The following is a 17,558-nucleotide window of genomic DNA, read 5'->3' as shown; positions in this document are numbered from 1 at the left end:
CGGTTCAGCGCAACTGCGGCCCCTGGAACCCCATCCACATCGCCAGGTGCTCGGCCACGCTGGCCCCAACGCGCTTGGAGAAGCGATCGAGCGGCGATTCCTGCACGGTGAAATCCACCAGCTCTTTTTCGCCAACGATTTCCCGCGCCACGTAGCTGGCACTGCCCAGCCCATCGACCAAGCCCAGCTCCTTGGCCTGCTCACCCGACCAGACCAGGCCGCTGAACAGTTCCGGGTGTTCCTTGTCCTTCAGGCGTTCGCCACGCCCCTGCTTGACCATGGCAATGAATTGCTTGTGGGTGACATCCAGCACACCTTGCCAGAAGCGGGTCTCGTCAGGTTTTTCCGGCGAGAACGGGTCGAGGAAGGCCTTGTGCTCGCCCGAGGTATAGGCCCGCCGCTCGACACCCAGCTTCTCCATGGTACCGACAAAACCATAACCCGCCGCCGTCACGCCGATGGAACCCACCAGGCTGGCCTTGTCGGCGTAGATCTCATCCGCCGCACTGGCAATGTAATAGGCACCGGAAGCGCCCAGGTCAGTGATCACCGCATACAGCTTGATGGCTGGATACTCGGCGCGCAGGCGGCGGATTTCGTCATACACGTAGCCCGCCTGCACCGGGCTGCCACCCGGGCTGTTGATACGCAGCACCACCGCCTTGGTCTTGCTGTCCTTGAACGCCTCGCGCAAGCCCTTGACGATGTTGTCGGCGCTGGCCGACTCCTGATCGGCAATCATGCCGCGCACTTCGACCAACGCGGTATGGCTGACATTGCGCGACGCGGCCTTGTCCATGTCCATCAGCGGCGTGAACAACGCCAGGATGCCGAACAGGTAGACGAAGGTCAGCAGCTTGAAGAAGATCCCCCAGCGACGCGTCCGGCGATGCTCCTGGACGTTTGCCAACAGGGTCTTTTCCAGCAGCCGCCAGCTGTTGCGCGCTTCGCGCTCGTCGGGTTCGGCCTCAGGGGCTTTCCATTCGTCTGCCATGCTTACCTACCTTGGAAAAGGAATTGCGGAACCTCCCAGCCACTCGCGCAACTGGGAAAAGTGATCGAGGCATACCTGCGGCCCGAACTCGGCCAGCGCCTGCAGCGACATGGCACCATAGCCCACGGCTGCCGAATGCATGCCGGCATTGCTGGCCATCTGCAGGTCGAACGCCGAATCGCCGACCATCAGCGCACGCCCCGCTTCGACACCGCAATGGCCGAGAATTTCCTCGAGCATGCGCGGGTGCGGCTTGCCGCGGGTCTCGTCGGCGGCGCGGGTGATGTCGAAGAACTGCTCCAGCCCATTGGCCTTGAGCACCCGGTCCAACCCACGGCGTGCCTTGCCGGTGGCCACCGCCAGGCGGTAACCCTCGGCACGGAAGGCATCCAGCGACTCCACCACGCCATCGAACAGCGGCGAGGGCTGCTGGTCCAGGGCCATGTAGATATCGGCATAGTGCTGACGGAAGCTTTCGACTTGCGCAGGCGCCAGGTGCGGGTACAGGGTGTGGATCGCCTCGCCCAGGGCCAGGCCGATGATGCCCTTGATCGCATCATCGCTGCTTTGCCCCTCGCCGGCACGCTCGGCGGCGGCGTTCATGGCCTCGACGATGCGCCCGATGGAGTCGGCCAACGTGCCATCCCAGTCGAAGATCAGTAGCTCATAGCCCTTTTTCATAGGTCAGGATGCACTCAGCCGCTCAACGGTTTTCGCCCACACCTCATCCACCGGCGCCTCGAGCTTGAGCTCGCCGCCGTCCGGCAGCGGCACGGTCAGCGCATAGGCATGCAGGAACAGGCGCTTGCCACCCAGCTCGCGAATTTCGCGGCTGAAGTCTTCATCGCCGTACTTGCTGTCGCCGGCGATCATATGCCCGGCATGCAGGGTGTGCACGCGGATCTGGTGGGTGCGGCCGGTGACCGGGCGCGCCTCGACAATGGTGGCGAACTCGCCAAAGCGGCGCAGCACGCGGAACAGGGTCAAGGCCTCCTTGCCTTCATCGTTGACCTCGACCATGCGCTCGCCGGAACGCAGGTTGCTCTTGAGCAACGGCGCGCTGACCTGCTTCTTCGACGTCGGCCAGTGGCCACGCACCAGCGCCATGTAGCGTTTGTCGACCCCATCACCACGCAGCGCGGCATGCAGGTGGCGCAGCATGCTGCGCTTCTTCGCAATCATCAGCAGACCGGAGGTGTCGCGGTCCAGGCGATGCACCAGCTCCAGTTCCTTGGCATCCGGGCGCAGCTGGCGCAGCGCCTCGATCACGCCAAAGCTCAGGCCGCTGCCGCCATGCACGGCGATGCCGGCCGGCTTGTTCATCACGATCAGCGCCTTGTCTTCGTAGACGATGGCGGCTTCCAGGCGCTGCAGCAGGCCCTGGGCCACCGGTGCCGGCTCGTCGCGCTCGGGCAGGCGGACAGGCGGTACCCGCACGATGTCGCCAGCCTGGAGCTTGTATTCCGGCTTGACGCGGCCCTTGTTGACCCGCACTTCACCCTTGCGCAGGATGCGGTAGACCAGCGTCTTGGGCACGCCCTTGAGGGCCGTGATAAGGAAATTGTCGATGCGTTGGCCGGCAAGTTCCGGCGCGACTTCGATCAGCTGAACGCCGGAAGTCGGGGGGGTATTGGTCGTCATTACGGGATCATAACAATTTTTTATGGAATTGAAGCACTTAATCATTGCTGCTATAGTCGCGAACGCCGCCAAAAGCGGCAGGCCAGTGGCACCAGGCTCCTAGCCGGCCCTGACCAACGCAATTCTCCAGGACGCGAGGCCGTCCTACGGGGTTTTCGCCAGTTTACCGAATTGCCTGGAATCGCCACCAGCGCCGTGTAGAGAAGACCGAAAAAAAACGACAAGTGCGGTGTTTCACCTGCTTACCCGATTCTTTTCGCTGCACCTCTGCCCGCCCGTCGCTTCCACGCAACGCCCGGCGAATGCTTCGGAAATACCTGCCTTGGACATGAATGGCGCCAGCGCAGAACCTGCGCTGGCGAAAAATGCAACCCGTTGCGGATTCAGCGCGCGGCAGCACCCGAATTATCAGGGATACGTGCAGGGTGGAGATGCACAGCCCTCGGACCGTGTAGCACCGCGTCCGGCCACCAGCCCACTGACGGCTGGCGAGCGGATAAGGTCCTGAACAGATGCCCCCGGGCGTCCACGGCTGACGGTTGATTCCTCCTCCTGACTGAGTGCACAAGGCCCGCTTGGTTGATTCGGATTCCAATTCGAAGCCACCGGGGCCTTGTTGGCACCGCAGCAAACAGGACGCGTCGTCGCGACAACGGCAGGCTGGGCAACCGGCTGGTGCCGAACGTTGCTCGACACGGGGGTGGCCCGGCCACCCTTTGCGCACCTTGGCACCGACCATGAGACGTCGTGTGTGCCGAACGCCGTTTCCGGCAGCCCGGAAACCGACGGTACAACATGAAAAGAATGCTGATTAACGCAACTCAACCCGAAGAGTTGCGTGTAGCCCTGGTGGACGGCCAACGTCTCTACGACCTGGACATCGAGTCCGGCGCGCGTGAGCAGAAAAAGGCCAACATCTACAAAGGCAAGATCACCCGCATCGAACCCAGCCTCGAAGCCGCCTTCGTCGACTTCGGTTCCGAACGTCACGGCTTCCTGCCGCTGAAAGAAATCTCCCGCGAATACTTCAAGAAAGCCCCCGAAGGGCGGGTCAACATCAAGGAAGTGCTGAGCGAAGGCCAGGAAGTCATCGTCCAGGTCGAGAAGGAAGAGCGCGGCAACAAAGGCGCCGCCCTCACCACCTTCATCAGCCTGGCCGGCCGCTACCTGGTCCTGATGCCGAACAACCCGCGTGCCGGTGGCATCTCCCGCCGCATCGAAGGCGAGGAACGCAACGAACTGCGCGAAGCCCTGAACGGCCTGACCGTGCCGGGCGACATGGGCCTGATCGTGCGCACTGCCGGCCTTGGCCGCAGCAGCGAAGAAATGCAGTGGGACCTCGATTACCTGCTGCAACTGTGGACCGCCATCAAGGAAGCGTCCCAGGACCGCGCCGCACCGTTCCTGATCTACCAGGAAAGCAACGTCATCATCCGCGCCATCCGCGACTACCTGCGCCAGGACATCGGCGAAGTGCTGATCGACAGCATCGATGCCCAGGAAGAAGCCCTGACCTTCATCCGCCAGGTGATGCCGCAGTACGCCAGCAAGGTCAAGCTGTACGAAGACAGCGTGCCGCTGTTCAACCGTTTCCAGATCGAAAGCCAGATCGAGACCGCCTTCCAGCGCGTGGTCGATCTGCCGTCCGGTGGCTCGATCGTGATCGACCCCACCGAGGCCCTGGTGTCCATCGACATCAACTCGGCGCGGGCGACCAAAGGCAGCGACATCGAAGAAACCGCCCTGCAGACCAACCTGGAAGCGGCCGAGGAAATCGCCCGCCAGCTGCGCCTGCGTGACATCGGCGGCCTGATCGTCATCGACTTCATCGACATGACCCCGGCGAAGAACCAGCGTGCCGTGGAAGAACGCGTCCGCGAATGCCTGGAAGCCGACCGCGCCCGCGTCCAGGTCGGCCGCATCTCGCGCTTCGGCCTGCTGGAAATGTCCCGCCAGCGCCTGCGTCCATCGCTGGGCGAAAGCAGCGGCATCGTCTGCCCGCGCTGCTCCGGCACCGGCATCATCCGCGACGTCGAGTCGCTGTCGCTGGCCATCCTGCGCCTGATCGAAGAAGAAGCCCTGAAAGACCGCACTGCCGAAGTGCGCGCCCAGGTGCCGATCCCGGTAGCCGCGTTCCTGCTCAACGAGAAGCGCAACTCGATCACCAAGATCGAACTGCGCACCCGTGCACGGATCATCATCCTGCCGAACGACCACCTGGAAACCCCGCACTTCGAAGTCCAGCGCCTGCGCGACGACAACCCGGAAGTGCTGAGCAACCAGTCCAGCTACGAAATCGCCGCCGCCGAAGCCGAAGAAGCACCGCAGCCAACGGCCACCCGCACCCTGGTTCGCCAGGAAGCCGCGGTGAAGACCGCCCCGGCCCGTGCCAATGCGCCGGTTCCGGCCGCCGTTGAAGAGCAGCAGCCAGCCGCGCCGGCAGCCGCCGCCCCGAGCGCCCCGGAGCCGAGCCTGTTCAAGGGCCTGGTGAAATCGCTGGTCAGCCTGTTCGCCGGCAAGGAAGAACCTGCCGCCGCGCCGGTCGTCACTGCCACCGAAAAACCGGCTGCCGAACGCAGCCCGCGCAACGAAGAACGCCGCAACGGCCGCCAGCAGAGCCGCAACCGCAACGGCCGCCGCGACGAGGAACGCAAGCCACGCGAAGAGCGTGCCGAGCGTGCCCCACGTGAAGAGCGCCAGCCACGCGAGGAGCGTGCACCGCGCGAAGAGCGTGCGCCACGTGAAGAACGCGCCCCACGCGAAGAGCGTGCACCGCGTGAAGAACGTGCCCCACGCCAGCCACGCGAAGACCGCCGCGGCAACCGTGGCGAAGAGCGCGTGCGTGAACTGCGTGAGCCGCTGGACGCCACCCCTGCCGAGCGCGAGGAGCGTCAGCCGCGTGAAGAGCGTGTAGCCCGTGAAGAGCGTGCACCGCGAGAGGAGCGTGCGCCACGTGAAGAACGTGCCCCGCGCGAAGAACGTGCCCCTCGTGAAGAACGCGCCCCGCGTGAAGAGCGTGCTCCACGTGAAGAACGCGCCCCGCGCGAAGAGCGTGCTCCTCGTGAAGAACGTGCCCCTCGCGAAGAGCGTGCTCCGCGTGAAGAACGTGCCCCGCGCCCACCGCGTGAAGAGCGCCAGCCACGCGCAGCCGAAGAAGCGGCCGTGCAGGCTGCCGAACTGGCCGAAGAGCAACTGCCGAACGAAGAGTTGCTGCAGGACGAACAGGAAGGCACCGATGGCGAGCGTCCACGTCGCCGCTCCCGTGGCCAGCGTCGTCGCAGCAACCGTCGTGAGCGTCAGCGCAACGCCAATGGCGAGCTGATCGAAGGCAGCGACGAAGAAGGCAACGAAGAGCAGCCGCAACAGCACCAGGCCACCGAGCTGGGTGCCGACCTGGCTGCGGGCCTGGCCGTGACTGCGGCTGTCGCCAGCAGCAGCATCAGCGCCGAAGCCGAAGCCCAGGCCAACCAGCAGGCCGAGCAGGCTACCGCTGAAGTCACCGCTGCAGAAACCGGCGACCGCGAAGCCGCCCAGCCTGTAGAGCAGGCCGAAGCAGCCGCCAAGGCAGAAGAAGTTGCCGTGGCACCAGTGGTCGAGCAACCGTTCAGCGAGCCTGTGGCCGCAGTCGAGGCAAGCGCCGAACCTGTGGTCGAAGTCGCACCGCAGCCAGTGGTTGAAGCGGCACCAGCCGCCGAGCCAGCCGTGGCTAGCGAAGCTGCGACCGAAGCGCCTGCTGTCGAGGCCGGTGAAATCGAACAGGCCCCGGCCGTAATCGAAACCGCCGCGGTTGCCGAGCAGCCTGCGCCGGTTGTCGAGGCCCAGCCAGAAGTGGTTGCAGCAGAGCCTGCCCCGGTGGTCGTCGAGCCGGTAGTTGTCGAGCCTGCCCCGGTTGCAGCCCCTGTAGCTGCCGAACCTGCCACTGTCATGCTGGCCAACGGCCGTGCGCCGAACGATCCGCGTGAAGTGCGCCGCCGCAAGCGTGAGGCCGAGGCTGCTGCCAAAGCCGCACAGGAAGCTGCAGCAGCAGCCGAGGAACCCGCCCTGGAATCCACCGATGAGCAAAAACCTCATCACGGTTGATAGCCAAGGCTGTCTAGTCCTGAAATAGGTTTACACCTGCTCAGGTAGGCCGACAGGCCTCAAAACGCTCGATGCACCGCATCGGGCGTTTTGTTTTTCAGGGCCATATGGGGCCGTTCTGTGTTGTAGATCTGCACTGCCTCGTCAACCATCTGCCTCGCTTGCTCAAGATCTTCAGGGCTGCTCAACAGCAGTTCCATCTTGAGAATTCCGTTGATTCGCTCGGCCAGCGCGTTCTGGTAGCAGTCATACCCATCAGTCATGGAGCACTGAACATCGTGCCGTTGGTGCAGTGACTGGTATAGCGCCGAGCAATATTGGATGCCTCGATCCGAATGGTGGACTAATGGCTGGCGACGACGTCGCTTTCGTAGTGCCTGCTTGAAAGCTTGCGCCACTGACTCGGCATGCAGGCTTTCATGAACGTGGTGGCCAACAATTTTCCTGGAGTACGCATCCGTTACCAGGCTCAGGTACAGCGGGCCGTTACGTGCGGGCAGGTAAGTAATGTCGGCAACCCAGACGTGCTCCGGCCTTGTCGGAACGACTTGGCTTGGGCCGGGCTTGAGTAAGTTGGGGTGGCGGTAGAAGCGATGAAAGCTCTGTGTTGTCTTGTGGTATGCCCGCTTGGGCAGCACCAGCAAACGGCGCTCTCCCAAGACCTGGAACAGCCTATCTCGGCCGACCTGGAATCGTTTGTCAGGCTGGCAATGCAGCAGATAGTGCAGCTTGCGTGTACCCAGACGAGGCTGGCGCATCCGGACTTGCTGAACAAACTCAACCACCCGATCTGCCTGGCGCTCTTTGCCATCAGCAGCTCGGTTGCGCTTGTAGTAAGCCTGTCGACTGATGCCTAGAAACTGACAAGCCCTGGCAATGCTCAGTCCTGCGACTTGACCTTGCGAGAGGACTTGCCGGATCGCTTTTTTACGACCGAGACACCATAGTCATTTTTCAGAACATCAACGACCGTTTCAAAGAACTGGGCCTTCTGGCTCATCAGCTCAAGCTGCTGCTCAAGCTCTTTGATCCGCTGCTCTGGAGTAAGCGTTTTGGGGTCAGACATCGCGCAGCTCCTCTCGTCGCGGATCGAGGCCCCCTGGCTCCAATCCTGCCGACCGTGCTTACGCAACCATACCAGAACCGTCGACCGACCCTGGATGCCATACCGCACCTGGGCCTGCTTATAGGTCAATTCGCCTTTTTCAATCTGATCAACCACCGCCAATTTAAAAGACAGTGAGTAATCACGCTGTGTGCGCTTTACACCTTGCTCCATCTGACTCTCCGGAAATTCGGGATGGGAGGTGTAAACCTTATTCAGGACGGGACAGGCTGAATGAAAAAGCCCCGCCAGTGCGAACTGGCGGGGCTTTTTCTTGGGCTACTGTTGCATCTCAGCTTCGCAGCATGAATTGCCGGGGCCGCCTTGCGGCCCTTCGCGACGCAAGGCCGCTCCTACACAGGGGTAATCAGTGGGCCTGACAGGGCCAGGCCTATCAGTAGAGGTTGGGCTCCATCTCCAGCTCGACGCCAAAGCGCTCCAGGATATCGGCCTGGATCCGCCGCGCCAGCGCATGCATCTGCGCCCCGCTCGCCTGGCCATGGTTGACCAGCACCAGCGACTGCAGGCGATGCACCCCGGCATCGCCCTCGCGATAGCCCTTCCAGCCGGCCTGCTCGATCAACCAGCCGGCGGCCAGCTTGACCTGCCCGTCGGCCTGGGGATAAGCCACCACGCCAGGGTACTGGGCCCGAATACGCTCGACCTGCGCCGCCGCTACCACCGGGTTCTTGAAGAAGCTCCCGGCATTGCCCAGCTGTGCCGGGTCTGGCAGTTTCTCGCGGCGAATGCTGCAGATCGCCTCGCTGATCGCCTGCGCGGTCGGCTCGCTCACGCCCTGCTCGGCCAGGCGCTGACGCACCGGGCCGTAGTCCAGATGGGCGTGCAAGGTGCGGCTCAAGGCAAAGCGCACCCGCAGGATCAACCAGCGCCCAGGGTTGCGCTTGAACAGGCTGTCGCGATAACCAAAGGCACACTCCGCCAGGCCGAAGTCACGCAATGCACCGGTCTCGCGGTCGAGGGCGGTCAGGCCGACGAAGACATCCTTGATTTCCACGCCATAGGCGCCGACGTTCTGCATCGGCGCGGCGCCAACCGTGCCAGGGATCAGGCTGAGGTTTTCCAGCCCGCAATAGCCCTGCGCCAGCGTCCATTGCACGAACGGGTGCCAGGGCTCACCGGCTTCGGCCTCGACCACGATGCGTTCGCCGTCGTCACTGAGTACACGCCGGCCACGGCTGGCCATGTGCAATACCCAGGCGTCGATATCCCTGGTCAGCAACAAATTGCTGCCACCGCCAATCACCAGCAGCGGCAAGCCGTGCTGCTGCGCCTGGCTCAAGGCCTGGCGCACTTCCTGGTCGTCATGGGCCGGGCTGAAATAACGCGCCTTCACGTCGATGCCAAAGGTGTTGTAAGGCTTGAGCGATACCTGCTCCTGCCACTGCATTGTCATAGCCGCCCCTTGATTTCCAGCACCAGCGCCTGGCACGCCGCCTCGACCAGGTCGAGCACCTGCTCGAAGCCGTCGGCACCGCCGTAGTACGGGTCTGGCACTTCATCCAGCGCTGCGCCATAGCGGCGCAGGAACAGGTCGAGCTCCCCCACTGCCGTATGCGGGCGCAAGGCGCGCAGATGGCTGAGGTTGCTCTCGTCCATGGCCAGGATCAGGTCGTATTCGGCAAAATGCGCCGCCTTGACCTGCTGGGCGCGCTGCTGCGACAGGTCATACCCACGCGCGAGCGCCGCCTTGCAGGTGCGGCTGTCGGGCGCCTTGCCGACATGCCAGTCACCGGTGCCGGCGGAAGCCACATGGACCTTGTCGGCTAGCCCGGCAGCCTGCAGTTGATGGCGCAGCACGCCTTCGGCCGTGGGCGAGCGGCAGATATTGCCCAGGCAGACGAACAGAATGCGCATCAGGCCTCCAGCAAGCGCCGTACGCGCTCAAGGTCTTGCGCGGTATCCACGCCCACGGCAGGCGCCTCGATGGCATCTTCGACGTGAATGCGCACGCCGTGCCACAACGCCCGCAGCTGTTCCAGCGATTCGGTCTGCTCGAGCCAGCACGGCCCCCAGCTGACGAAGTCCTGCAGGAAGCCGACACGGTAGGCGTACATGCCGATGTGGCGACGGTAAGGCACGCCCGCCGGCAGCTGGCTACGGTCGCTGGCGAACGCGTCGCGCGCCCAGGGCAGCGGCGCGCGGCTGAAGGTCAGGGCCAGGCCATGCTTGTCACTGACCACCTTGACCGCATTGGGGTTGAACACGGTTTCCGGCTCATCGATCGGCTCGGCCAGGGTGGCAATGCCAGCCTGCGGGTGCGCGGCCAGGTTGGCTGCCACCTGATCGATGATTACCGGTGGGATCAGCGGCTCGTCGCCCTGCACGTTGACCACGATGGCATCGGCCGGCAGGCCCAGGCGCGCGGCCACTTCGGCCAGGCGGTCGGTGCCCGATTCGTGGTCGGCACGGGTCAGCAGCACTTCGGCGCCAAAGGCCTGGCAGGCCTCGACAATGCTGGCATCGTCAGTGGCGATGACCACACGGCCGGCGCTGCTCTTGCGCGCCTGTTCCCACACATGCTGGACCATCGGCTTGCCGGCGATCGGCAGCAACGGCTTGCCCGGCAGGCGCGTGGAGCGCAGGCGGGCGGGAATCACCACGGTGAAGTTCAGGCTCATTTGTCCAGACGCTCGTCGTCGGTCAGAGTGCGTGCCTCGCTTTCCAGCATCACCGGGATGCCATCGCGGATCGGGTAGGCCAGGCCGGCACCCTTGCTGATCAGCTCGGTCTTGTCGGCACTGAGCTTGAGCGGGCCCTTGGTGATCGGGCAGGCCAGGATATCGAGCAGTTTGGTGTCCATTGGAGCTTCCTTTAGGCCAGGTGGCCGGAAATTGATAACGGGCTCAGGGCTTGCGCAGCAAGCGTTGCAACTGGTCGTCGAACCAGGCGCTGAAGGCCGCCGTAGGCTGGGCGTCGACAGCCAGGTACCACCAGTCGTCAGCGGCGAAGGCCCGGCATTTCACCGCGTCCTTCTCGGTCATGACCAGTGGCAGCGGTGGGCTGAAGGCCAGGCTTGCGGCGCTGAACTGCGCATGGTCGGCAAAGGGATGCGGCACCGGCTGCCAGTTTAGCCCCAGCAGGGTATTGAAGAAACGTTGCGGATTGCCGATACCGGCCACCGCATGCAGGCGTTGGCCAGCGGGGAAATGATCGAGCGCACGGCGCTCGCCACTGCGCAAGTTGACCAGGGCGGATGGTTGCAGGCAGAAGCCGAAGCCATCGGCGTGGTCGTCGCGGCTACCGTTGAACAGCACCGCATCCGCGTCGTGCAGGCGCTCGGCCGGTTCACGCAACGGCCCCGCCGGCAGGCAGCGGCCATTGCCCAGGCCGCGGGCGGCATCGATCAGCACCAGTTCCAGGTCACGCGCCAGGCGGTAGTGCTGCATGCCGTCGTCGCACAGGATCAGGTCGAGGGGTTCGCTGGCCAGCAAGGCCTGTACCGCGCGGGAGCGGTCGGGGTCGATCATCAGCGGCACGCCGCTGCGCTGCACGATCAGCAGCGGTTCGTCGCCGGCCTGCTCGGCAGGCTGGTCGGCCTGCACGCGCCATGGCAGCTGCGGCGGTTTGGCGCCATAGCCACGGCTGACCACCCCGACCTTCAGCCCCTGCCGGCGGCAGTGCTCGATCAGCCAGAGGATCATCGGCGTCTTGCCGGTACCGCCCACGGTGATGTTGCCGACCACGATGACCGGCACCGGGGCCCGGTAGCTGGTGCTTTCGCCACGCACGAAACGCGCCCGCTTGCGGGTGACCACGCAGCGGTACAGCGCCTCCAGCGGGCGCAATAGCGCCAGGGCCGGGTGCCCGGCGTACCAGGCCGCGAGCAATCGGTCGGCGAAGGCCATCAAGGCGTCCCCTGGGCCGCCTCGACCGTGGTCATGCGCAGCTGGCTGAAACCGAGCTTGCCGGCGGCATCCATCGCGGTGACTACAGCCTGGTGCGGGGTCCTGCCATCGGCGCTGATGGCCAGTGGCAGCTTGTTGTCGCCGCCCGATTCACGCTCGATCGCCTCGCTCAGGGTGGCCAGGTCGCTCTTGGGCAGCAGGTGGTTGTTCACCGAGTACACGCCTTCGGCGCTGATGGTGATTTCCACCAGCTTGCCCTGGTCGGCCGGCGTCGGCTCGGCGCTGGTGGCTTCGGGCAGCTCGACGCGCAGCTGGGTCTCGCGGGTGAAGGTGGTGGTGACCACGAAGAACAGCAGCAGCACGAACACCACGTCGATCAACGACGCCAGGTTGATGTCGACGTTCTCCCGCTGGCGATTGCGCCGGAACTTCACGCCTTGCCTCCGGCTACTTCCACTTCACGGTCGCCCTGGAGTACTTCCACCAGCTTGATCGCTTCCTGTTCCATGCCGACCACCAGCTCATCGATACGGCGCAGCAGGAAGCGGTGGAAGAACACCGCCGGGATACCGACCATCAGGCCGGCCGCGGTGGTGACCAGGGCCTTGGAGATGCCGCCCGCCAGTACGGCCGCGTTGGCGGTCATCTGCGAGCCGATGAAGGCGCTGAAGATGTCGATCATGCCCAACACAGTGCCCAGCAGGCCCAACAGAGGGGCCATGGCGGCAATGGTACCGAGGGTGCTGATGTAGCGTTCCAGCTCGTGGATGACGCGCGAGGCGGCTTCCTCGATGCATTCCTTCATGATTTCGCGGCCATGGCGCGAGTTGGCCAGCCCGGCAGCAAGGATTTCGCCCAACGGAGAATCGGCGCGCAGGGCCTTGAGCTTGTCACTGGTCAGTTGCTTGTCCTTGATCCACATCCAGACCTGGCCCAGCAGGTGCGGCGGGGTGACGCGGCTGGCACGCAGGGTCCACAGGCGCTCGACGACGATAGCCATGGCGGCGATGGAGCTCAGAATGATCGGCAGCATCATCCAACCACCGGACTTGACCAATTCCCACACAGTAAACGCCCCCTCGGAAAAAGGCCGCCACTCTACCATAGGCGCGCCGAGGGCTCATCTGCCGGAGGTCAGGGAATTGGCGCTGGGGCCTGAGGGGGATGCCTTGGGTTCGGCATCAGGGCGGACAGGTGCTCGCCATGACAGGCGCTGAAAATCCAAAGGCAAGCACCTGCAAGCCACTGCACCCTACTGTGCCGAATCCCGCCAAAACCGTCGCTGCCCGCGCACACTTTCAACCGCCCCCTGACGCCCCAACACCAACCGCAACGCCCCCTCCACCGCCGTGTCATGCATCATCACCCCATGCCGCCGATAACGTTCGACCACCTGCGCATGCGGGTGCCCGAAGCTGTTGTTACGCCCTCGCGACACCAGCACCCCACGCGGCGCCGTGGCCCGGATGAAAGCCTCGGTGGAAGAGCTCCGGCTACCATGGTGCGGCGCCTGCAACCAATCGATACGGGGCGTGTCGGTGGCCGCCAACCAAGCCTGCTCGGCAGCCGCCTCCATATCGCCTGCCAACAGCAAACGCTCGCCCTGCGCCTCGACCAGCAACACGCAGGACCGGTCATTGCTGCTCTGCCCGTCAGCCCAACGCCACAGCGAAAAATGCACCCCATCCCATGCCCATTGCTCGCCACTGGCACACGGCTGCAACTGGAGATCTTGAAGCGCTTCACCACCGATGGCGCGCCGTACCGGCAAACCACGCGCTATGGCCGCAGCACCGCCGGCATGGTCGGCGTGGGCGTGGCTGACCAGCAGCAGGTCCAGGCTACGCACCCCCAGCTTGCGCAGGGTCGGCAGCACCACCCGTTCGCCCAGGTCGGTTTCGCCCCTGGCCGGCCCGGCGTCGTACAGCAGGTCGTGATGCCGCGTACGCAACAGCACTGCCAGGCCCTGGCCGACATCCAGTTGCCAGACCTCGACGTGCCCGAACGGCAGCGTCGCCCGCGGCACCCACAGCGCCAGCAGCAGGACCCCACCCAGGCCACGCAGCGGCACCCCACGGGGCAGCAGCAATAGCCACGTACCCAGGCAGACCAGCAGCCAGGCCCACCACGGCAGCGCCGGCGGCTGCCACGCCGGGCGTTGCTGTGCCACCAGCGCCAGCAGCTGGAACAACCCGTCGAGCAAGCCACCCGCCAGCCACAACAGTGCCTCGCCTACCCCACCCAGCGGCAACAGCAGCGTGCCCAGCAACGCCAGCGGCAGTACCGCCAGGCTGACCCACGGTACCGCCACCAGGTTGGCCAGCGGCGCACTCAGGCTCACCGGCAAGCCGGTGGCCAGCAGCACCGGCAGCAAGCCGATGGCGATCACCCATTGCGCCCGCGTCCAGGCCTGCCAGGGCCGCCAGCCGCCCAGCCGCGCGCTGAAGCAGTAGACAAGCGTGGCCACCGCCGCAAACGACAGCCAGAACCCGGGCAACAGCGCCGCCAGCGGCTCAACCAGCAGCACGGCAACCAACGCCAGCAGCAAGGGCAAGGTCGCGCCAAGATGGCGAAAACGCAGGCGCCAAAGCAGCACCACGGCCAGCATCAGGCAGGCACGCTGCACCGGCACGCCAGCGCCGGCCAGCCAGCCGTAGGCCAGCGCCGCCGCCATGGCCAGGCCACACGCCGAGGGCAACCAGGGCAGCCGTGCCGGCCACAGCCCCCAACGCGCCAGCCCGGCGACCAGGCCATACAGCAAGCCAGCGACCAGGCCGATGTGCTGCCCGGAAATCACCAGCAAGTGCACCGTGCCGGTAGCCTGCAGCGCCTGCCAGTCGTGCCGCGCCAGGCCCGTGCCGTCGCCAAGCACCAGGGCGACCAACGCCGCCTCGCGGCCATGGGCGTCGATCGCCAGCAGACGCTGACGCAGGCGGTCACGCCAGCCGCCGGCAAGCGGCGCCAGCAATTGCCCGGCCTTGACCGTACCGGTGGCACCGATGCGCCGCGCCAGCAACTGGGCCTCCAGGTCCGGCCCATGCGGGTTGAGCAACCCGACCGGGCGCTGCAGGGTCACCGCCAGCCGCCACTGCTCACCTGCGCGCAGCGGTGGCCCGTCGAACCAGCTCAGCTGCAGGCGCTGCGGCAGGTCGGCGCGCCGCGAACGGGCCCCTTGCAGCTCGAAGCGTACCCCGTGCGCGGTGCGGGTCGGCAGCCCGACCACCCGGCCCTCCAGCCACAGGGTACGGCCTTCCAGCCCGGGCGCCAGGCGGTCATCCAGGGCCAGCTGCGCCGAACCAAGCGCCCAACACAGGCCCAGCAGGAAACAACCCAGCGGCCACAGCCGGGTGCACAGGCAGACACCAGCGCCAACAGCCAGTAGCACCCGCCATCCGACCGACGGCAAGGCGGGAAAAAAGCCCAGGCACAACAGCCCGAGCGCGAGCGCAAACATCCCTGTGCGCATGAGGTAGAGCTCCAGAAGCAAAATCACCTTCTGAGGCATAGCCCAATTGCCGGCAGCGCTTGCTCAACAATTGTCACAAACTCTAAACGAGGCTGATCGGGAATCAGGGCATACTGCCCGGATCAACGCTCCGGGAGCCTACATGCCGCGCCGACTTTTCAAACGCTACATGCCGGATCCGACCAGCATTCGCGAACACAAGTCCTTACGCTTTTTTGGCAAGCTGCTGCACGACCCGAACCTCTGGCACCTGAACCGGCACTCGGTAGCTCGGGCCATGGGGGTCGGCCTGTTCGCGGCTCTCATTCCCATTCCCATGCAGATGCTGCTGGCGGCTGCACTGGCGATTCCGGTGCGCGGCAACCTGCCGATCGCTGTCAGCCTGGTATGGCTGACCAACCCGCTGACCATGCCACCGGTGTTCTTCGTCACCTACATGACCGGCGCCTGGCTGATGCAGGTTCCGCCGCGCAGCCTGCCCGACGAGCTGACCTTCGCCTGGATCAGCGACCAGCTGGCCACGCTATGGCAGCCGTTCCTGCTGGGTTCGCTGGTGTGCGGGGTGGTGCTGGGTGTCGTCGCCTACTTCACTACCCTGCTGTACTGGCGCTGGTGGATTGGCCGGCAGTGGCGCCGGCGCAAGCTCAGGTGTTCAGGCACGCATGCCGCGGCCGCTGACCAGCAGGCGAACGCACAGCACGTAGAGCACTGCGGTGGCGACCAGCATGAAGGTAATCGCCGTGCCAATGCTGATATCCGACACCCCTAGGATGCCGTAGCGGAACGAGTTGACCATGTGCAGCACCGGGTTGGCCAGCGACACGGTCTGCCAGAACGGCGGCAGCAGGTTGATCGAATAGAACACCCCGCCCAGGTAGGTCAGCGGCGTCAGGACAAAGGTCGGGATGATCGAGATGTCGTCGAAATTGCGCGCGAACACGGCGTTGACGAAGCCCAGCAAGGAGAAGATGGTGGCGGTCAGCAGCACCACGCCCACGGTCACGCCCAGGTGGTGCACCTGCAGGTGGGTGAAGAACAGCGACAGGAAGGTGACGATCACCCCCACCGCCAGGCCACGCAGCACCCCACCCAGCACATAGCCGATGAGGATGGTGTGCGGCGATACCGGCGATACCATCAGCTCTTCGATCGAGCGCTGGAACTTGCTGCCGAAGAAGCTCGACACCACGTTGCCGTAGGAGTTGGTGATCACCGACATCATGATCAGCCCCGGCACGATGTACTCCATGTAGCTGAAGCCACCCATGTCGCCGATCTGCCGACCGATCAGGTTACCGAAGATGACGAAGTACAGGACCATGGTGATCGCTGGCGGCAGCAGGGTCTGCGGCCAGATGCGCAGGAAGCGCCGCACTTCGCGGTAGACGATGGTATTCAGGGCGACCCAGTTGGTGCGCAGCTCGACACTCATACCGCCACCTTCGACAGGTTTTTTTCCACCAGGGACACGAACAGCTCCTCGAGTCGGTTGGTCTTGTTACGCAGGCTCTGGACCTCGATGTTCTGCAGCGCCAGCTGGCCGAACAACGCGGTGATGCCAATGTCCTTGTCCACTTGCACTTCCAGGGTGTGCGGGGTCAGCAGGCGGCAGGGGTAGCCCTGCAGCGCTGGCGCCGTGGCCAGGTCGTGCTTGAGGTCGAGGACGAAGGTTTCGACATGCAGCTTGCCCAACAGCTGGCGCATGCTGGTGTTCTCGACGATGGTGCCGTGGTCGATGATGCCGATGTTGCGGCACAACTGCTCGGCCTCTTCCAGGTAGTGGGTGGTGAGGATGATGGTGATGCCTTTCTGGTTCAGCTCGGTGAGGAAGCTCCACATCGAGCGGCGCAGTTCGATGTCCACGCCGGCAGTGGGCTCGTCGAGAATCAGCAGGCGCGGTTCGTGGATCAATGCACGGGCGATCATCAGCCGGCGCTTCATGCCGCCGGACAGCGAACGCGACTGCACGTCGCGCTTGTCCCACAGGCCGAGCTGGGTCAGGTACTGTTCGGCGCGCTCCTTGGCCAGCTTGGGCGGGATGCCGTAGTAGCCGGCCTGGGTCACGACGATGTCGAAGGTCTTCTCGAACTGGTTGAAGTTGAACTCTTGCGGCACCACGCCCAGGCAGCGCTTGAGCGCAGCCGGTTCGCGGTCGAGGTCATGGCCGAATACGTTGACCGTCCCGCTGGTCTTGTTGACCAGGGTCGAGAGGATGCCGATGGTGGTGGATTTGCCGGCGCCGTTGGGGCCGAGCAAGGCGAAGAAGTCGCCTTCGGCAACATCCAGGTCGATGCCCTTGAGGGCCTGGAAGCCGTTGCCGTAGGTCTTGGTCAACTGTCGGATCGACAGGGCAGAACTCATAGCGGGTCACTTACCAGAAAAAAGGTGCAGGACACGCCAGGCAAA

At 64.7% G+C, this 17,558-nt stretch carries 16 protein-coding genes; 2 read left to right on the top strand and 14 right to left on the bottom strand.

Annotated elements, in window-relative coordinates; translation table 11 throughout:
- Window positions 1-4: 4 nt before the first annotated feature.
- From ACJA3S_RS07390 to rluC, 3 genes are read right to left on the bottom strand one after another with little or no spacing between them, the layout of a single operon-like run.
- Complete coding sequence (locus tag ACJA3S_RS07390; RefSeq protein ID WP_406821337.1) at window positions 5-994, bottom strand: S49 family peptidase; 990 nt, start codon at window positions 992-994, stop codon at window positions 5-7.
- A 6-nt stretch (window positions 995-1,000) separates the two neighbouring features.
- The gene (locus tag ACJA3S_RS07385; RefSeq protein ID WP_406821336.1) at window positions 1,001-1,675 is read right to left on the bottom strand and encodes an HAD family hydrolase; all 675 of its coding nucleotides are present in this window, start codon (window positions 1,673-1,675) and stop codon (window positions 1,001-1,003) included.
- A 3-nt stretch (window positions 1,676-1,678) separates the two neighbouring features.
- A complete protein-coding gene (rluC, locus tag ACJA3S_RS07380; RefSeq protein WP_406821335.1) occupies window positions 1,679-2,635 on the bottom strand; it encodes a 23S rRNA pseudouridine(955/2504/2580) synthase RluC in 957 nt (318 codons plus the stop codon).
- 795 nt (window positions 2,636-3,430) lie between these two features.
- On the opposite strand from rluC, the gene rne reads away from it, so the two are divergent.
- Window positions 3,431-6,715 (top strand): ribonuclease E, encoded by a 3,285-nt coding sequence (rne, locus tag ACJA3S_RS07375; protein WP_406821334.1) that lies wholly within the window; start codon window positions 3,431-3,433, stop codon window positions 6,713-6,715.
- A 59-nt stretch (window positions 6,716-6,774) separates the two neighbouring features.
- Here rne and ACJA3S_RS07370 read toward each other — a convergent pair.
- The 9 genes from ACJA3S_RS07370 to ACJA3S_RS07330 form a co-directional block, all read right to left on the bottom strand.
- Window positions 6,775-7,994, bottom strand: a protein-coding gene (locus ACJA3S_RS07370; protein WP_264311055.1) for an IS3 family transposase whose coding sequence is annotated in 2 segments (ribosomal slippage) — window positions 6,775-7,646 and window positions 7,646-7,994 — 1,221 coding nt in all. Because the reading frame shifts where the segments join, the coding sequence is not laid out codon by codon here.
- Window positions 7,995-8,214: 220 nt separating this feature from the next.
- Complete coding sequence (murB, locus tag ACJA3S_RS07365; protein ID WP_406821333.1) at window positions 8,215-9,234, bottom strand: UDP-N-acetylmuramate dehydrogenase; 1,020 nt, start codon at window positions 9,232-9,234, stop codon at window positions 8,215-8,217.
- Complete coding sequence (locus ACJA3S_RS07360; RefSeq protein WP_186680300.1) at window positions 9,231-9,695, bottom strand: low molecular weight protein-tyrosine-phosphatase; 465 nt, start codon at window positions 9,693-9,695, stop codon at window positions 9,231-9,233. The genes murB and ACJA3S_RS07360 overlap by 4 nt, the downstream gene beginning before the upstream one ends.
- Window positions 9,695-10,459: a 3-deoxy-manno-octulosonate cytidylyltransferase gene (gene kdsB, locus ACJA3S_RS07355; protein WP_406821332.1), complete on the bottom strand. Its 765-nt coding sequence runs from the start codon at window positions 10,457-10,459 to the stop codon at window positions 9,695-9,697. Before kdsB ends, ACJA3S_RS07360 begins: the two co-directional genes overlap by 1 nt.
- Entirely contained in the window at window positions 10,456-10,641 is a 186-nt protein-coding gene (locus tag ACJA3S_RS07350; protein ID WP_003247142.1) for a Trm112 family protein, read from the bottom strand. Before ACJA3S_RS07350 ends, kdsB begins: the two co-directional genes overlap by 4 nt.
- Window positions 10,642-10,684: 43 nt before the next feature.
- Window positions 10,685-11,686 carry a tetraacyldisaccharide 4'-kinase gene (lpxK, locus tag ACJA3S_RS07345; protein ID WP_406821331.1) on the bottom strand — a complete coding sequence of 334 codons (1,002 nt, stop codon included), beginning with the start codon at window positions 11,684-11,686 and terminating at the stop codon, window positions 10,685-10,687.
- Complete coding sequence (locus ACJA3S_RS07340; RefSeq protein ID WP_170028902.1) at window positions 11,686-12,120, bottom strand: biopolymer transporter ExbD; 435 nt, start codon at window positions 12,118-12,120, stop codon at window positions 11,686-11,688. Before ACJA3S_RS07340 ends, lpxK begins: the two co-directional genes overlap by 1 nt.
- Complete coding sequence (locus ACJA3S_RS07335) at window positions 12,117-12,752, bottom strand: MotA/TolQ/ExbB proton channel family protein (RefSeq protein WP_170028901.1); 636 nt, start codon at window positions 12,750-12,752, stop codon at window positions 12,117-12,119. Before ACJA3S_RS07335 ends, ACJA3S_RS07340 begins: the two co-directional genes overlap by 4 nt.
- Before the next feature lie 186 nt (window positions 12,753-12,938).
- Window positions 12,939-15,152, bottom strand: coding sequence for a DNA internalization-related competence protein ComEC/Rec2 (locus ACJA3S_RS07330; protein ID WP_406821330.1), 2,214 nt, complete (start codon window positions 15,150-15,152; stop codon window positions 12,939-12,941).
- A gap of 142 nt (window positions 15,153-15,294) precedes the next feature.
- On the opposite strand from ACJA3S_RS07330, the gene ACJA3S_RS07325 reads away from it, so the two are divergent.
- Window positions 15,295-15,921: a DUF2062 domain-containing protein gene (locus ACJA3S_RS07325; RefSeq protein WP_406821329.1), complete on the top strand. Its 627-nt coding sequence runs from the start codon at window positions 15,295-15,297 to the stop codon at window positions 15,919-15,921.
- Here the strand turns inward: ACJA3S_RS07325 and ACJA3S_RS07320 are convergent.
- On the bottom strand, window positions 15,805-16,584 hold the full coding sequence (locus ACJA3S_RS07320) for an ABC transporter permease (protein ID WP_406821328.1): 780 nt from the start codon (window positions 16,582-16,584) through the stop codon (window positions 15,805-15,807). The genes ACJA3S_RS07325 and ACJA3S_RS07320 overlap by 117 nt on opposite strands.
- Entirely contained in the window at window positions 16,581-17,513 is a 933-nt protein-coding gene (locus ACJA3S_RS07315; protein WP_170028897.1) for an ABC transporter ATP-binding protein, read from the bottom strand. Before ACJA3S_RS07315 ends, ACJA3S_RS07320 begins: the two co-directional genes overlap by 4 nt.
- Between the last annotated feature and the right edge of the window lie 45 nt (window positions 17,514-17,558).

Source organism: Pseudomonas sp. KnCO4 (genome assembly GCF_045344305.1).
Classification (GTDB): domain Bacteria; phylum Pseudomonadota; class Gammaproteobacteria; order Pseudomonadales; family Pseudomonadaceae; genus Aquipseudomonas; species Aquipseudomonas anuradhapurensis.
This window is presented reverse-complemented; position numbering and strand designations above follow the sequence as displayed.